The sequence below is a fragment of the Actinoallomurus sp. CA-150999 genome, assembly GCF_050942425.1.
Taxonomy (GTDB): Bacteria; Actinomycetota; Actinomycetes; order Streptosporangiales; family Streptosporangiaceae; genus Actinoallomurus.
Genome location: NZ_CP192063.1, coordinates 5,620,669 through 5,639,229, shown reverse-complemented (window position 1 = coordinate 5,639,229; position 18,561 = coordinate 5,620,669). Strand labels below are relative to the sequence as shown.

Sequence of the window (18,561 nt, the reverse complement as noted above, 5' to 3'; positions counted from 1 at the left end):
GTGGCACGCCCCTCCATCAGCTGGAGCTTGATGATGCCGGTGACCGCCTTGTGGGCGCTGGCGCCCGCGAAGCTGCTGGGTCCCAGGTGGCCGCGGATGTCGATCGCACCGAGCCGGTCGCGGGTCAGACGGGACTCGAACGCGTTCTCGGTGGTGTACTGACCGCCCAGGATCTCCTTGAAGTACGACCGCATGGACTCCGTGCCGGCGAAGGTGTCCCGCAGCGAGGACGCCGTTCCCGCCGGGTCGGTCAGGTGGCCGAGCCCCTGGACCGCCTTACGGACGCCGGTGGTGTCGAGGAAGGTCACGACGCCCTGCTCCAGCACGCGCGCCGACGTCGGACCGCTCGACGTGGGACCGCCCTCCTCGGTGACCGGCACCGTGAACACCCGGGCGGTCTCGCCCGCGAGCCGGATCGGCGGCGGGTTGCGCCGACCCTCGAGGACCCGGCCCTGCCGGCCCGAGTGCTGGAGCTCGAAGCGGATCTCCAGGTCTCTCGTCACCAGGAACTCGTGGGTGGGCCCGTCGAACTCCATGAGCTGGGGAAGGTTGGTGAGGACGCTCATCGCGTCGCTCGCACCGGCGCTCCGCTGGTACTCCAGGCCCATGACGGCGCCCTTGAGCACCTGGTAAAGGCCGCGCACCTTGAAACCCAGCGCGATCCTGCGCGAGTGGGCGACGGACATGCCGGCGCTGCTCATGCCCATCACCAGGTTGACGATGCGGAGGTCCGCCGCGGTGCCGAGGTATCGCGGAGCGCCACCGCTCCCCCGCGCCGTGATGGTGACCTTCATGGAGTCGACGTCCCAGTCCACGCCCAGACCGCCACGCCGCTTCTTCAGCGTGAAGGTCATGCCGTCCTGGTGGAGCTGGTCGAAGTGGGAGCTCAGGCCGCGGTCGGAGGCGAACTTCTCGATCTGCCGGCGGATGTCGGCCTGGCTGTCGAGCTTGTTGCCGTGGCCGAGGCGGGAGTAGTCGGCGAACGGGTGGTCGTCCCGGGCGGGCAGGAACCCGTACCTGCGGGCCATCGTCTTGACCGCGTCCCGCACCCGTTGGACGGTGTCGTCGGACCAGAAGGGCAGGCCCGTTCCGACGCCCTTGGCCTGCGTGAGCCACGGCGGCGGCGCCGGGTGATCTGCGGGGTCGGCCGGCATCTCACGCTTCCCGAGGCGGCGGATGTCGCCCTCGGCGTACGGCCGGGTGCCGCCCGTCTGCGCCCCCTTCAGCGCCGCGGCGTCCACCGGCAGACCGTGCTCGTACGCCATCGGCTCCGGCACCCGGACCAGCGCGTTCCCGTCGATCGGGCGGGTCGTCCCGGGCTGGGCGCTGCCGCGGACGCTGACCGTGACCTGGTGGCGGAACGACATCCGGTACGCACTGGTGTAGCCGACGTAGCGCGGCACCACGACGTAGAGCCCGACCTTGCCCGCCGAGATCGAGTCGGTGTTCGACGACGTGTAGGACAGGTTGAAGGACACGCCCATGCCGACGTCGGTGTTGTGGAACGGATGCAGGCCGAAGTCGACGCTCGGGAGCGTCAGGGTGCTGCTGTTCGTGAGGCCGTGACTCCCGCTGGAGCCGGAGATGAGGGTCCGTACGTTCTCGATGGCGGACTCTTTGCTCGTGGCGCCGACCCGGACGGCGCCCGCGAGCAGCTCGGAGCGGACCGACACCGTGGCCACCGGCCGCCCGTGCTCGTTGTGCAGGTCGAACTGGTACCCGCCGTCGGCGTCGTTGACGGCCGCGTCCAGATGCATGTTGAGGTTCCACAGCTTCTGGAGCAGTTCCTTGCGGAGCTGGCCGCCCACCGGCATGTCCAGCCCGCGCTGCCGCAACTCCGCCATCGTCGCGTCGAACAGCTCGGGGAGGTTCGACAGGCCGGAGGCGAAGAAGAAGGCCGGCAGCCTCCCGGTCTTCACGGCGTCGCCGGTCGCGGTGACCTGGGCCGGCGCGGTCCCGAGGTAGCTGTCGGGGAGCCACACGAGCAGCTTCTCGTCGGTCGGGTCGTCGATCCGGTGCACCGGAAGGGTGTCCCAGTCCCGGGCTGACCCCGCGCGGACCTGGAACGACCAGTGCCCGGTGTAGGCGAGCAGCGTGTGGCCGCCGTCGGCGACCTCGACGTGACCGCCCTCGGCGTCGGCGATATGGGTGGTGGACCGGTTGGACTGGTTGGCGGTGCCGGACAGCGAGGCGCCGACCCTGACGACCTGGAGCACGAAGGGCGTCGCGCCGATGCCGAAGGAGAGCGAGATCGCCCCACGCGTCGCGCCGGTCTGCCCGGACACGGTCTGCGTGTGCGCGCCGGTCGCGAAGACCGAGTTCACCGTGCCGCCGGCCGTGTGCCCGCCCTCGACCGGCGGCAGGTTCGACACCTTCCGCGTCGAGCCGGCCGGGTTCTCCACCTTGTGCGGGTCGGTGGCGTCCAGCCTGACCAGCACCTCGGCGTCGCCCATCGGCACCTGCAGGCCCCCGAGCAGATGCGGGAAGTTGGCCAGCAGCCGCTGCGGGAGCAGGTCGACGTCCTCCTGGGTGTAATGCGCTCCGGCCCGGTCCAGCTCCTGCCGGATGCGGGCGACGACCTCCAGGATCTGCGGGAGGTCCTCGCGCGGAACACCGGCCCGGACGACCATCGGGTCCACGGTGACCGGTGTCATCTCCACCGACTGCGCCGGCACCGGCGGCTCCGTCGGCGCAGGCGGTCCCGGAGGGGCGGGCGGCGCCTCGCCCTCGGCGTCCGGGGGGAACGGCAGCGGATCCGGTTCGACCACGGACTCCGTCTCGCGCTCGCCTTCGACCGAGGTGAGCAGCCCCGGGGTGATCGGCAGGCCCTCCCGGTCTCCCGGGATGAACATCCGGAACCACACGTCCCGGCGGGATTCCTCCGCCCCCGTGTCGCCGGAGGGACGCGAGACCAGGTCACCGGTCCGCCGGTCGAGCACCGCCTCGTACGGGGTGGCCACCACCGGCCCGTTCAGCGCTCGCGACACGGGCTCGGCGACGCTCGCGCCGTCGGTCATCACCAGGAGCGGGTGCAGGCCGGGTGCCAGCCGCTCGACGGTCCTCGCCATCGCGTACGCCTTGAGCTCCTGCTCGCGGGCCGTGGCCAGGCCGTCCTGCGCCTCGCCGACGACCAGCACCATCCCCTCGGGGACCAGCTCGCTCAGCCTGGCGAGCGTCTCGGCGTCCCGTGGCAGCGCGGACTCGCCCTGGCCGGGCAGCCACAGCGCCACCGTTCGGTCGCCGGCCCTGCCCCATCGGGTCTTCGCGACCATCTCCGTGGCCGTCTCCTCGCGCAGCAGAAGGTCGCGCGCGAGGTCCTCACCGGCCTGGTGACCGGAACGGGCGATCTCGGCGGCGATCAGCTCCCGCCAGGCCCGTGGCGCCCGTTCGAGGGCCGACCCGCTGATCGCCGCCCGGACGATGCCGGCGGTCTCCCGCCGGAGCTGCTCCTGCCGCACGTCGGACAGCAGGCCGAGTGTCGCGCGGGCCCGGCCCAGGTCGAACCGGGCGGCGCTCGCCAACCGGTCGAGGAGGCGGGAGTCCGGGAGGCGCGGCCGGCCGAGGAGGTCGGCCGCGAGGTCGGCGGCGGCCCGGTGACCGGCCCAGGCGATCTCCGCCTCGGTCACCAGCAGGACGCGCTGGAGCCCCCGCGCCTCCGCCCGCCCGTCGTCCGGGGTGATGCCGGTGAGCTGCCGGATGATGACCCGGGCCTCGTGGCGGATCTGCGCGTAGTCCTCCTCCGCGTTGCTCCGCAGCGAGCCGACCGTGGTCCGGGCGACGCTCTCCCGGGCCCCGTCGATGAGGACCCGCGGCACGAGGGGCTCGTCAAGGTCGTGCATCAGGCTCCGCGCGAGCGTCTCACCGGCCTCCGCCCCCGAACGGGCGATCTCGGCCGCCACCAGCAGCCCCGCCTGGTCGACCCGCGAGACCTCGCCGCCAAGGTCCTGGAGCGAGGGGACCCGGCCGCTCAGGTCGCCCACGAACATCGCGGCCCGCCCCATCACCTCGGCACGCCGCTCCTCCGTCAGCCCGGCCAGGACCTGTCGCGCCCGGCCGAGCGGGGTCGAGGGCACGGTCTCCCCCGCGCTGACCGCCCTCCGGGCGCGCTCGCGATGCGAGGCGGCCAGGTCGCGGGCGAGGCGCTCACCGGCCTCCGGGCCGGTACGGGCGATCTCGGCCGCGACGCGCAGTCCGGCCCAGTCCTCCCACGGCACCCGGCCGCCCGGGTCCTGAAGCGAGGGCACCCGGCCGCTCAGGTCGCCCACGAACATCGCGGCCCGCCCCATCACCTCGGCACGCCGCTCCTCCGAGAGCCCGGCCAGGACCTGTCGCGCCCGGCCGAGCGCCGTCGTCGGCGCGGGCGGGGTGACGGACTCGGGAGGCGCCGGGGTGGACTCGATCTCCCGGCCCAGATTCAGGGTGGGCGCAGGAGGGGCGACCGTCTCCTCAAGCGCGGGAGGCGTGACCGTCTCCTCAGGCTCGGGGGGCGTGACCGTCTCCTCAGGCGCGGGAGAGGTGGCCGTCTCCTCACGCTCGGTCCTCTCGGCCGGCGTGACGGTGGCCGGCGGTTCGGCCTCGTCCCCGGCCTGTTCGATCGCCGGGACGGTGACCGGGGGTTCGGGCTCGTCGGTGCTCCGCTGAGGCGCGGGTGGGCGCTCGGTCACGGAGGCGTCCGTCTCCGTACTCGTCGCCGAGGAGGACGTCGGCCGCGCCGGCGGTTCGAGCATCGTGACGGTGCCGTCGCCGGAGCGCACCTCCAGCGGTCCGCCGGTGCCGCCTGCCGACGGCGCGCGTCCGCCGCCCTCGGTCCGCGTGTCGGTGACCTGTCCGAGGGTGACGACCCTGGCCTTGGCGAACAGCGCGGGCGGCGGGACCTTCGAAAGCCCGTGATCCTGCCGCAGCCGCTGGGACTCGGCGCGGATGTCGTTGTCCAGCCCCGGAAGGCCCGTGCCCCTGCCGTCACCCGCGCCGAGCACGCGACCGGTGCCCGCGAACGGATCCCGAGACGGCCGGGGCGGCTCGGCGATCACCGGGTCGGTGAAGGTCTTGCTCTGGCCCGTGACGTGAGCGCCCGCGTCGTTCCCGCCGAGTGGCCGGCCGGGCGAGGAGAACGCGCCGGTCTCGGGCGTCTGCTCGCGCGAGTACAGGTCGGCGAACGTCATCGCGTTGCCGGCCCCGTATCCCTTCCGGGTCCCGGCCGCCGGCCACGCCGTCCTGCCGGACGGCTCGCTCTCATGGACCGACGAGTTCTCGCCGGACGACTCGCTCCCGTGGGCCGACAGGCCCTCACCGGACGCTGCGTCATCGCGGACCGGCACGACCTGGCCGGTGCGCAGCCGGTATCCCGGGGACGCCAGCGGATTCCCCGGTCTGGCCGGCTGCGTCCTCCCGTGGGGGGCGGTGAGCGTGTCCCGGTGCGCGGCCGCCCACGCCGCACGAGCGCCTCCCTCGAACCCGGGGATCCCCGTGCTCTCGCCGGTGCCCAGCTCACCGCGGAAGAACTGGTACCGGCCGGTCGCGTCGGTCCAGCTCAGCAGCGTCCCCCGTCCGGTCTCGGCGGGTATGGCGAGCGACGCGAGACCGTCATCGTCGGAGGGGATGGGGGATGGTCTGAGACCACCGTCGCCCAACCCCTCTGAGCCCGACGGAATCCCGGCCGGCGGCCCGTACGTCCCTACGCCGCCGGGTGCACCGCCGGCCGTGTTGAAGTAGGGCGCATCCGGATACTCCGACGCAGGCACGTCCCAGGTCAGCGTCTCCTGCGCGGGAAACTCCTCCGTACGGCCGTCGGGGTGGATGACCCGCCAGGCGCTGGGCCGGCCGTCGGCCTGCGGCGCGAGGTGGAAGTGCCCCGACGGCGTCACCGCGACGGCGTGGGTCACCCGGTGCATGACCATGCCGGTCTCGTGGGCCGTCGAGTCGAGGTCGTCCCGGCCCGTCCGCACGGGAGTGCAGACCAGGACCACGTTGTCGGTGTACCCCAGGCTCGCGATCCGCCGCGCCGCCACCGTGATGAGGTCCGCGCGCCACGCCAGGTCGACGCCGTGGCCCGCGGTGAACGCCGTCCGCGCCGCGTTCGTGAGCGGCGGGGTGAACCGCGCTCCCTGCAGCCGTCCCTCCGACCAGCGCCAGACGATGCCGGTCATCTCGCGCAGCCCGCCGTAGAACGGCGCGCGGAGGGACCAGTCGAACGACGGGAAGAGGTGCAACCCGACGAATTCCCCGCCGGAGTCCGTGATGCGCTGCCACGGCTCCTCGCCCGGTGCGGCGGTGAAGATCCGCCTGCGCAGGGTCGGCGACCACGGCGCCTGCGTCGTCGGGTCCCGCTCGTCGACGCCTTCGGCCGGGGCGGGAGCCGGCCCGTCGTGCGTCAGGAGGTGCGGCGGTGTCAGGTCGGCGAGCAGCTCCCGGTCGTCGGTACGCTCACGCGGGCCGAGATCCGCGTCGGTCCAGGCGTACAGGTCCGCCGCCTCGCCGGACAGTGCCTCCTTGGGCACCGGGGAGCGGGGGTCAGCGTCGAGCGCCGCCCGCAGCACGTCGAACAGCGGCTGCGACATGGCCGTGCCCCAGGAGATCGCCGCCTGGAGGAACAGCCGGCGGTGATCCGGCCCGAAGGCGAGACGCCGGTGAACGCGCAGCAGCCACTCGGTCTGGTCGGGCGGCAGGAGATGCACCTGGTAGCCGCGGACGTCGCGCATCTCGGTGCGCCACTCGTCGCTCCGCTGCTCCCGGGAGTGCGGGACGTCCTTCCACAGTTCGGTCAGGGCCGCGTGGTGGTAGTGGACCGCCTCGTAGATCCCGGTCATGACGTCCTGGAGCGTCCACTCCGAGTCCTCGCCGAGCAGCCGCTCCAGCTCGGCCCCCTTGGCCACCCGGAATCCGTTGGCGGCGGCGTCGGCTCCCATGCGGCGCGCGAGGGTGACGTACAGGCGGCGGGCGGCGTCACGGGCGGCGTGGAGCACCTCCGGGTCCGACCCCAAGGCCCGACCGAGGGCGCGCTCGTACACGGTGCGCGCCGAGGCCCAGGAGGGAGAGTCGTAGACATGCCCGAACCTGACCGGTGGTCCGGGGAGGTGGTCGGTGTCCTCCGGGTGCGCCAGATCCGCCGAGAGGTCTTCGGTGGTCGCGGGCCGGGCCTGCGGCGCGTTCGTCCACTGCGGCCAGTCCGGCGGCGGAGACGGCACCGGCGAGGGCTCTTCCACCGCTGTCTCGGACGGCACGGTGACCTCGCCCGCGTTCGCGGACAGGGAGGTACGGGCGAGTGCGTCGGCGAGTTCGTCCACCGAGGGCTCCTGGCCCTCCTGCTCGGGTGGGAAGAGTCTCCCTGTCAGGTCGTCGTACCGCTCGCCGAGCACGTCGCGGAGCGGTTGATCGAGGTCGGCGTAGCGCACGAGCGTGCCGCGCCTCGGGCTGGCGCCCCCGAGCTCGCTCTCCAGCCGGAGTGCCGCCTCCTCGGCCGGTGTACCCGCGCTGCGCAGCTCCTCCAGGACGCGCCCCGCGTGCCGGGCGTACCGGAGTTCCCGCATCGCCACGGCGTGCTGGACGAGAGTGCCGGTCCGCTCCCGCATGCTCGCGTCGACCTGGACCAGATTGCCGGCGTTGTAACGCAGGGGATGCGACTCGGCGTGCGCGTCCGTGATCACTGCGATCGCCCGGCCGATCGGGTTCAACACCCTGTCGGAGAACCACCAGGAGGCCGGGGCCTTGTCGAATTCCTCCCACAATGCGCCCTGAACGTCGTCCAGCGCGCCGGTCAGGAAGAGGTTGCGGGAGTTGCCGGGATCGACGCCGATGGCGGTGAGCCACTCACCGGCGGTCAGCGGCCCGCGGCCGAGCGCCGTGTCGAGGACCATCCATTGCGGACGGCCCTCCGCGTCGTGGGCCCACACCACGGCGGCGATGTGGTACCGCCAGGAAATACGCACCGGGTCGAGGGAGCCCGGCAGGTCGCCGGAGCGCAGCCCCAGCCCCCAGCCGTCGGCGCCGGCGGCGGTCACCGTGATCTTGCCAACGGGGGCGCCCCACTGCAGGAGCCGCAGCGTGGCCAGATGGGCCCGGAGGTAGCAGCCGTCGGCGACGTGGTCGCTGGGCACTCGGACGGCGCCGAGCTCGTGGTGCTGGAAGCTCAGCTCGGTAAGCAGGTCGTACCACCGCGCGACCTGCGCGTACGACACCGGGTTCGGCCGGCTCTCGCCGAACAGGTTGTCGGCGGCGGCCAGCGGCCAGACCTCGGTCCACCGGTGCCAGGCGACGCCGCCGTGCTCACGCTCCCACAGGTCGTTCAGATGCCGGTCGATGGACGTGCCGTAGCGGGCCTGATAGGCCTCCTGAACGGCCCAAGACTGTGGCAGGTCCTCGCCGAGGAGGCGCAGCAGGGCGAACGCGCCCTCCGCGTCCTCATGCTCCACCAGTACCGTGTGCAGGTTCTCGACGAAGGCCTGGACCTGCGGCAGCGAGGCCGGCGACGCCTTCGGAGCGACCGCGATCGGACCGGGCGGCGGAGCCTCGAGAGTGAACTCCGAGACCAGGCCGAGCATCCGGAGGACGTCCTCGACCAGCGTCTCCGGCGCACGCCCCTCCGCGACCGCGTCGTCCATCGCCTCGGCCAGTGAGGTTCCCCCGGTGCGCTCGCGGAACGCGGCGTCCAGCGACTCGGCCGTCCGGTCGTCCCCGAGCGAGCGGCGAAGATGGAGTGTCTCCACGACCGCGGACTGGTCGACCGGGTCGCCGGCCAGCAGCGAGGCGAGGCTGTCGGCGTAATCCTCCTCGGACGGGCCGGTCAGGACGACGCGGTCGGCCGGGGAGGACGCACTGACCGGACGGGCGGAGAGCGGCGCGCCGCCGTCCGAGAGCGGGATGAGGACGGCCGGAACGCCCTCCGCCTCCGCCGGCGTCAGATGGATGCCCAAAGGCCCGCCGACGAGCGTGTACGGCGTGACCTCGAACCCCGGTTCGCCGAGGACCTCGCGCAACCGGTCCGCGTTGGCGACCTGGCCGACCCAGCCACTGTCACCCCGCAGCAACGCGCCCGACGGACCGTGGAAGAAGTCGTCGCCGAACCGCAGCCAGCCGTCCGAAGACAACGTCCGCCCATCCGGAAGCCGAACCCGCCCCGCGTCGCTGACCTCATAACGGGCCGGCACGGACCGGAACTCGAACGCGCGCTCGTACGTGAACCACCGCTCCGCCGACTTGCCCGTCCCCGCCGACGCCGGAACGGGCACTTCGGTGAGCCCGCCATGACGTGGCCCCTCGACCGTGAACTCCCGGCCGATCGACCAACCCGCCCGCAGCGGATCGACCCCGGTGTCCCGCGACCCCCCGCGAAGGCCGCCCCGCCGAATCGGGAGGTCGGCCTGCCCCGCCGACAGCTCGGCGGCGGCGAAGGCCCCGTCATCGGCTCGGTCGACCGACATCTCCTCCACGGAGGATTCGTCATGGACCGGGGATTCGAGCGTCATCACGGCCATGGGCCCGCCCGTCGACGGGTCGGTGTCCGCGCGAATCCCGGCGACGGAGAACTGCTCGCCGTCCAGGATGTAGTACAGCTCACCCAGACCCGCCGCCTCGGCGAACCGGTCGGCGACCTGCACGGTCTCCTCCACCCGGTACAGCTCCACCCGGCCGGGCCCGGCACCCCGCTCGACGCGGGCCAGTGCCTCCTCGGCCGACCCCCAGACCGGGTGGATCGGCGGCACCGGCACCGGATCGCCCGGCTCGGTGGCGGGCGACGGCTCTGCCGACCGCCACCGCGCCCAGTACACGATCCGCTGTTCCTGGTCGAGGCGTACGGCCGTCCGCCGAGCGAGCTGCCACTCCAGGTCCGCGATCGGGTCGGCGCCCTCATGCTCCAGGTCGTCGACGCTCAGCAAGGCGGCGACCTCTCGTAGCGTCAGGCCCTGCTCACCGGCCGCTTGCTCGATCCGTCCCGGACCGGCCGCTTCCTGGAGATTCCTGGGGATGGACGGTGCCACCAGGTGGTCGTACACCTGCAGATGCGGCGGCGTCAGCGCCGCCTCCTGCGGACCCGTGAGGCGGGCGCTGGGGAAGGTCCGGCCGGCCCATTCGTACAGGTCGCCCGCCTCAGTGGTGAGCACCGAGCGCACGGGTTCGGCACCGGGTCCGGGGCCGTACCCGGCCTGCTCCCAGGCGGACACGACGTCGTACAGCGGATCCCGGTGCGGCCGGAGCACCCGCCAGGCGGTCGCCGCCCCGAGGATCCACCGGCCGTCGGAGTCCGGTAGCAGTTCCTCGTAGACCGAGAACAGCGCCGTAAGCCGGTCGAGCGGCTCGTCGCCCAGGCGGTATCCGCGCGACTCCCGCATCTGCTCGCGCCAGGCCTCGTCACGCTCTCCGGGGGCGTGCACGCCGACGCTGCTCCGTACGTATCCGACCGCGGTGGCGAGGGCGTCCATCGTCTCCTGCACGCCCCACTCGGGGCCGCTCAGCAGACGCTCCAGCTCCGCCGCCGAACCGACCGGCCACAGTTCCGTCGCGAACCAGGACGCGGCGTCCTGCCCGAATCTCGCGGACAGGTCCTGGTGCAGCATGCGGACGCCGGCGGTCGCGGCTTCGAGCACGCGCGGATCCTCCGCCAGCGATGAGGCGAGGGCCGTCTCGTAGCCATCACGAACGCCGGGCCAGGTTTCGTAGTCGTAGACGAGGCCCAGCCGTACGGGCGCGTCGAGAGTGCCGGAGTCCTCGGGCGAGCTCGACCGCGGCGACGGCGAGTCCACCGTCTCGATCCCCCGCGCGCGTTTGGCCGGCGGCTCCAGGCTGCCGTCGTCCCCGGCGGGCCGCTTCAGCGCCGAGGCCTCCTCGGTCGGCGTCATCACCGCGCCATGGTCCGAGAATGCGACGAGGACGGCCGGGCCGCCCTCCGCCTCCACCGGCGTCAGGTGGATGCCGGAGGGCCCGCCGACGAGCGTGTACGGCGTGACCTCGAACCCGGGTAGGCCAAGGACGTCGCGCAACTCGTCGGCGTTGGCGACCTGGCCGACCCAGCCGTTGTCACCCCGCAGCAACACGCCCGTCGGACCGTGGAAGAAGTCGTCGCCGAACCGCAGCCAGCCGTCCGAGGACAGCGTCCGCCCGTCCGGAAGCCCGACCCGGCCCGCGTCACTGACGTCATAACGGAGCGGCACGGACCGGAACTCGGACGCGCGCTCGTACCTGAACCACCGCTCCGCGGACTTACCCGTCCCCGCCGGCACCGGAGCGGGCACCTCGGTGAGGCCGCCCTCACGTGGCCCCCCGACCGTGAACTCCCGGCCGATCGCCCAGCCGGCCCGCAGCGGATCGACCCCGGTGTCCCGCGACCCTCCGCGAAGACCGCCCACCGGCCCGCCGAACCGGCCACCGGGCGCGAACCCGGTCCTGGGGAGGAGGCGCGGGCTGCCCAACTTCCCGTGGAGGAGCAGGTGAGGCGGTTGCAGCGCCATCTTCGCCCGCGCGTCCGTGATGCCGGTGAGGGGCGTGAACGCCGTCTGGATCAACTCGTAGAAGTCCGCCGCCTCGCTGTTCAGCGCCCACCGAGTCTTCACGGTGCCGAATCCGGCGCGCTGCCAGGCGAGCACGATGTCGTACAGCGAGTCCCCCAGCGGCACCCGCCACGCGATCATCGCCGCGAGGATCCCCCGGCCCTGATCGGACTCAGGCAGCGGATCCGGGTGGTTCGCCGTCAGATTCCGATACGCGGAGAACAGCTTCTCAACGTGGTCGAGCGGCGCGTCGCCCAGCCGGTAGCCGCGCATCTGCCGCATGTCCGTGCGCCATGCGGCGGTACGGCCCCCGGGCCCCTGGGCGGGGTTCGGCGGAGCCTGTCGTCGCACCGCGGCGGCGAAGGCGGCCATCGTCTCGGGCACGGCCCAGTCGGGGCGGGCCAGCAGGGCTTCGAGCTCCGCCCGCGAACCGACCGGTCGTTGTTCCGTCGCGAACCACGACGCGGCGCCCTCACCCCGCGTGGCCGACAGGTCCGCGCTCAGCGTCCGTACGGCGAACCGGGCGGCGGCGTACGCGGTCTGGCGTCCGGCCAGGGTCGAGGCCAAGGCCTTCTCGTGGCCCTCGCGCAGGACGGGCCAGGCCGCGTGGCGATAGACCGGACCGAAGAGGACGGGTGGTGGGGAGGTCAGCGGGTCCACGGGCGGGCGCGGCTGCTGCGACGCCGCCGGCCCGGCCGCCTCATGTCCAGGGCCCCCACCGGTCCGGGCCACCGTCCACGCCGGCAGCGCGGACACGACTCTGAAGCCGAGCGGGGGAAAGAAGCGGTTCAGCTCCTCCACCGTGGTCTTCTGCAGGAAGCCTGGGACCGTGCCCTGCCGGAGGTTCGGCCGCCCGGGCTCGCCTTCGGGGTACACCCAGTGGCTCAGGATCTCCTGGCGGCCCTGGGCGTCACGCGTTCCGAGCGCCAGCGCGACATGCGCCAGGGCGCCGAACACCACGAGATGCCCCTCGGGGACCGCCGGCGTGATCAGGCCGGTCCGGGGATCGACCTGATGAGTCGTGAGATCACCGGCGAGCATCGACCGCGCGAACACCTCGGCGAACACGTAGTCCGCCTCCCACATCGCGCGGGTAGGCGACACCACGGCCAACTGCGTACGGAAGGCCTCGGCCGTCACGCGGGTGGCGTCCTGGTGGATCCCTTCCAGCCAGGCCTTGTCGACGGCCCCGGACCGGTGGGCCGTGAGCAGCAACGCCTCCCAGCAGTTCATCGCGCTCTGCTCCGACGGCATGGGGCCCTCACCGCGGATCCATTTGGCGAAATCGTTCGTGCCGCGCGGCGTCGTCGTGGCGAGTTGGAAGCCGTCCTTCGCGCTGAACGACGAGGAAACCCACTTGTAGAAGCCGACGGAGGCCAGCCCGATCTGCAGGACGCGGTGCGTCCAGAACCGCACGATCGCCGGATCGAACGTGTAGGCATTCGCCGCCGGACCACTCGAAGCCTGGCCTCGCTCCTCCTCCGTCGCGGCAGCGGTGATCCGTCCGGTCCGGACCGGCGCCGACCATCCCTCGCCTGGAGTCAGGCCTTGCTCGGTTCCCGGCGTGCGTTTGGCCGACGACTCCGGGCCGGCCTCCTCATCGGCGGTCCGTTTCAGGCCCGAACCGCCGGGTGCGGACGCGGCAGGGTGCGACGGGCGGTCGTCCGGCCGGCCGACGACCTCGTAGATCGACGAGGCCGCGACGGTGTCCGCGGCGCCGCTCTGCTCGGTGGTCACCACCATGGCGAAGGCCGGCCCGCCGGAGGACTCCAGCGGGTGGTCGCGCAGCACGCCGGTGGCGTCCACCACCGACTCGATCCTCTCCAGGTACCGCGCCGGCATCTCCTGGGCCGGGTCGAACGGTCCGCCCGCCATGAGCCCGTCGAACTTCACCGCCGAACGCGGCTCCGTCCGCCGGATCCCGTCGCTTCCGACGACCGTCAACGTCGCCAGACGCCGGAACGACGACTCCGCGTCCACGTTCTCGTCCGGCAGCCCCCCGCCGTGCGACGACTCATGCGCCAGCACGACCAGGAAGTCGCGCAGACCCCAGTGCCGGGCGTCCGGACGCGTCAGCTTGAGGTCCGGGGCGTCCGCCGTACGTCCGGGGCGTATCTCGACGGCCTCCCCGTGATCGGGATCGACGACCAGCTTCACCGCCATGAACAGCTGGTCTCCCGACCGCGGCAGCGCGTATCCCCGGTTCACGTGCTTGTCGTACAGGCGGTTCAGGGACGCCTGCAGCGCCCTGACATCGGCCTCGGTCACACCGAACATGGGCTTGACCGGCAGCGTGACGACGTGGACGCGGACCCAGGTCCCGTTCTCCGCCTGGACGCGCTGCACGTTGACCCGGATCAGCGTCTCCCACGCGGCGCCCTTCCCGGGCTCGCCCTTGAAGAAGTCGACCTTCGGGTCGTACCGCTCCGTCGCGACCTTCACCACCGGCGCGTCGAACCGCCGGTCCAGCCACTCATCGGGGCTCGCCGGCCGCTCGACCTTCGCGCCCGGCTCCTCTACCGAATTCGGCGTCCCGTCTCGGAGGTCGGCGGTGGAACGCGTCGCCGGCCACGCCGGTGCCGCGGAGGTCACGGTCGTGGAGAGGTCGTGGAGGGCCAGCGCCTCCTGGATCTCCTCCACCGTGGTCCGCTGCAGGAACCCCGGACCGGACGGAAGGGTCGTCGGCCGCCCGGGCTCTCTCTCGGGGAAGTTCCAGTTGTTGAGAACCTCCTGGCGGCCCTGGGCGTCCCGGGTTCCCAGCGCCAGCGCGACGTGGTCCATGTCGCCGAACACCACGAGATGCCCCGGCGGGATGTCCCGCGCCGTCAGCCCGGTCCGGGGATCGACGGGATGACGCGTGAAGTCCCCGGCCGTCATGAGGTCCCTCAGCGTGCCGAAGTACGCCACGTCCAGCGCGTCCGCCAACGCGTCGCGGTCCGACTCCCCGGCCTGGCGCGCCCGGTAGACCACTCCGATCGCCGCCCGGGCGGCCTGCTGATGGATCCCCTCCAGCCACGTCCGATCGACCGCATCGGTCCAGTAGGCCGTGTAGAGGAGCGCCTCCCAGCAGTTCATCCTGCTCTGAGACGACAGCGCCGGCCCCTCACCGCGGAGCCACCGGGCGAAGTCGTTGGGACGGCCCGCCGGCTCCATCACGAGCTTGAAGCCGTCCTCCCAATCGGGTCCCGACGGCGACCACTTGTAGAGGCCGGCCGACTGCAGCGTGGCCTCCAGCACGCGCTGCTTCCAGTCCAGGTCCGTGGCCGGAATGAGCGGAAGGACGTCCTCCTCCGCGGCACTCGCCGCGGGCCGCAGGTCCATGGGCGCCGGCGGATCGGCGTGAGTCGGCGGGCCGTCCGAGGCCGGGGCCCACGGGAGATCGCGTAGAACGACGGTGGTGTCGACGACGTCCTCGATCGTCGCCAGATGACGCGCCGGCATCTGCTGGGACGGATGGAACGGCGCCGCCGACATGATGCCGTCGCGCTTGACCGCCAGAGACTTCGCCGACCGCCGGAACACCGACAGCAGGTCGCGGTACTCGTCGACCAGTCCGGAGTAGTGCAACACCTCGTGCAGCAGGGCGAGAATGTCGTCGCGCCGACCCCACCGCCGGGCGGCCGCACGCGCTGTCACGCCCGGTTCCAGTTCGACGGCCTCCCCGTGTTCGGGGGCGACGACCAGTCTCAGGTCGACGTGCAACTGGTCGTTCGACGTCGGCAGGGCGTAGTAGCGCTCGTTGACGTAGTGGGTGAGCTCGCGGTTCAGCTCGTCCTGTAGGGCCGCGACATCCTTGGCACCGACGCCGCCGACCGGCTTCACCGGGATGACCGTGACCTGGTAGCGGACCCACTGGCCGTTCGGGGCCTGGATCCGCTGCACATGCTCCCGGATGAGCACCTGACGCCCGATCCTCGGATCGCCGCCCTCCGGAGCGGTGTGTTTCAGGAAGTCCGGGCCCGCGTCGAACGCGCGTTCCGTCGCCACCGAAGTCACCGGCGCGTCGCGCCGCAGATCCTTCCAGGTCGCGAACGGCGCCGGCTTGGCGACCTGCGCGCCCGGCTCGGAAACTCCGCTGGTGGCACCCGGTACGGCCCAGGCGGGCGCCACCGACGTGACCGTCGAGTCGGTGCCGAACTCCTCCAGGAGTTCATCGATCGTCGTCACCCGCAAATGCCCGGGCGCCGACTGCGCCGGGGGTTCCGCCGACGAGGGGCGCGAGTGGCTCAGCACCTGCTGGCGACCATCGGCGTCGCGCGTGCCGAGCGCGAGGGCGACATGGCGGGCGCCGCCGATCGATACCCAGTGACCACGGGGAATCGGCGGCACGAGCCTCAGGTCCGGATCGAGGCGGTGCTCGGTGGGCCGGCCCGAACTCGACAGGACCAGAAGCCGTTCGGTGTAGGCGCGATGCGCCGGTCCGTACGCCTCGGCCTGATCGCGCCCGGAGGTTCGCGCGGCCTCGAAGGCGGCGAAGGCGGCGTGCGCGGCCGCGTCATGAACACGGACCAGCCACTCCCGATCCACCGCTCCGGCCCGGTAGGCCGTGAACAGAACCGCCTGCTCCGAGTTCATCGAACCCACCGACGTCGGCTCCGGGCCGGTCCCCCGGATCCAGCGCACGAAGTCGCCCGGCCGGCCGGACAGGTTCGTCTCGGCCATCCGGAACCCATCGGCCGGGTCGAGACGCGAGTCGCCCCACCACTCAAAGGACCCGACGGACTCCTCGCCGCGCCGCACGACCAGGTCCAGCGCATCGTGGCTGGTCTCCACCGCGAGCCGGTCCTCGGCCTGCGGGGCGAAGGCCCCCGGGTACAACGGTTCCTCGTTCCACCCGCTCACCACGGGGTACGGATCCGCGGCACGGAGGGGTCCGCCTACCGGCTCCAGTCCGTGCAGTTCCCGGGCACGGTTGAACTGGCGGATGGAGACGTCCGCCAGACGGTCGGCCTCGTTGCGGATGGTCGCCGCACTCGAGCGCGCGGACGAGTACGGCCGGGTCTCCATCCGGACGACCGCCGGCGCGATCAGCGGCACCCCGTTCACCACGTTGTGGTCGAGTTCCCACCAACTGGTGCGGACCGCCAGCGCCTCGTACTGGCCGACCACACGTTCCGGTGTTTGGAGGAGAAGGTTGTCCAGGTACTGGCCGATCGTCGCCCTTGGCGCTTCCCAGTCCTCTCCCCAGTCGCGCCGGAGGTTCCAGGACAGCAGGGTCGAATCCCCGACTTGCGCTCGGCTGGTGAACATCTGAACGAAGCCGTCGCGAAGGGTCTGCGCCATACTCTCCAAGAACGCCTGAGGAGCCTCCCCGAGGCCGGACCGCACGGCACCCAGCCATTCCCGCGAGGTCACCGCCGAATAGTTCTTCGGCAGGGCGTCCCGGGAACGCGCTCCTCGCGCGGTGGCGGCGACCTGGGTGAACCCGAAGGCGAGAGCCCCCTCCAGCTCATGGCGATCCACCGACCGTGCCAGCGCCGCGTAGTCCGGATTCGCGGCCAGCCACGTCTCGTAGGCGGAGACCCCCCATGCGCCGTAGTCGATCCCGGTGAGCAGGTCCTGGTGGGCGATCTGGATCGGACGCGGATCCCGGCGCATGCGCCGGGCCACGTGCCGCATGGTTTCGACCAGCCCGCTCAAGGGGGCGGTCGTCGTGTGATGGACGTGCATGGGGGATCCGGCCGTGTGCCGCCGAACCGGCAGATCGGCCGCCAACGGGTCGACCTCATACCCGTCCTCCGGGGTGAAGATCCTGGAAAGCAGCCGGCCGTTCGGAGCCCCCTCCAGTTTCCGCACCACGTCATCGAACGCGGCCAGCACCTCGGCGCGTTCCGCCCGGCCATCGTCCCGGGCTCCGGCCAGAGCCCGGGCCGGCTCGCTGACGACCTCCAGGATGGCCGCGCTCCCGCCCTTGTCCAGGACGATCTTCAACAGGCCGGGCCTGGTCACGATCGTTCCGTAGTCATCCGGGTCGACGCCGGCAGGCAGAACGACGCGGAACCCGTGCAGCTCCGCCTCGAACCCGCCGGCCCCCGCGTCGCCCTCCACGGTGACCGCACGTTCCTGCCCCGCGAGGACCTGATACGCATCGTGCGTCGCTCCGGACGCGGATGCCGACGGCTCACCGTAGGACGTATCCGGCGGGGCGCCGGCCGGGCGGGAGGCGGAGGAGAGCGCCTCGTTCGCCCCGAGCCGTTCGCTGATCGCTCTCTCCAGCCGGCCGACCGCGTCCCAGCGGCTGCTCCGCGAGGACTTACCGGCCTTCCACTCCGACACCGCACGCAGCACCCGACGCAGATCACGCTCACTCGGCTCGCGCGGCAACCTGTCCACCGCGTGGTCGATGGCGCGCAGAGCGGACGAACGCGACTGACCGGAGACCGCGGACAGCTCCCGCCAGTCCCCGATGGGATCGAGGGTTCGGTGGCGCCTGGACGATGGCGCGAACGGGGCGGAATGCAACGGCGTATCGGCCTGCTCCGGCCCACCGATCAGGGGGTACAGCGCCGAGAGGTCCGGATCCGGCCGCTCAACGCGCTCACCCGGATCCGCGGTGGAGGCGTCGACCGGTGCCTCGGCCGGGTCGGTCCGCGAGACGCGCCGGGCCACCACGGAGTCGAGCTCCCGCTGGATGCTCGTCCGCAGCCGGTCCACGGCCTCGCTCCGTGCGCTGGGCTGTCCCTGCTTGACGTTCCGCCACCGGTCGATCGCGCGCAGGACGTCCCCGAGCCGCCGTTCGTCGTGGTCCGGCCGGGACGGGTCCGAGCGCCCCTCCTGCTGCCAGCGGTCGAGTGCCCGGTCGATCTCCGCCAGGGCCGCCGACCGCGGGTGCAGCGCCCCCAGGCTCGATTCGGTCTTCCAGTCCTCGACGATGTCCCGGTGGAAGTCCGTGGCGTGCGGCTCCGCGTAGTGCCACAGCTTGTCCCAGTAGTTGGTGACGAGGTCCTGGACGGCCTCACCCTCGATGAGGTAGCCGAACTCCGCGAGCTTGTGCGGATAAAGGTTGTCCGATCCGACGTAGTAGACGGCGTCATCGGCGATGTAGACCTTCGCGTGGTTCGCCGGCTCCGGAACGGTCTTC

General features: G+C 72.4%; 1 protein-coding gene (only partly in view). It reads right to left on the bottom strand.

Every position in this 18,561-nt window falls within one protein-coding gene, locus tag ACQP2O_RS26075, for a protein-glutamine glutaminase family protein, read on the bottom strand. The gene is 46,788 nt long; 16,087 of those nucleotides lie to the left of the window and 12,140 to its right, leaving coding positions 12,141-30,701 in view — codons 4,047 (partial) to 10,234 (partial); reading right to left, the first codon wholly in view occupies positions 18,558-18,560. Both codon boundaries (start and stop) fall beyond the window edges.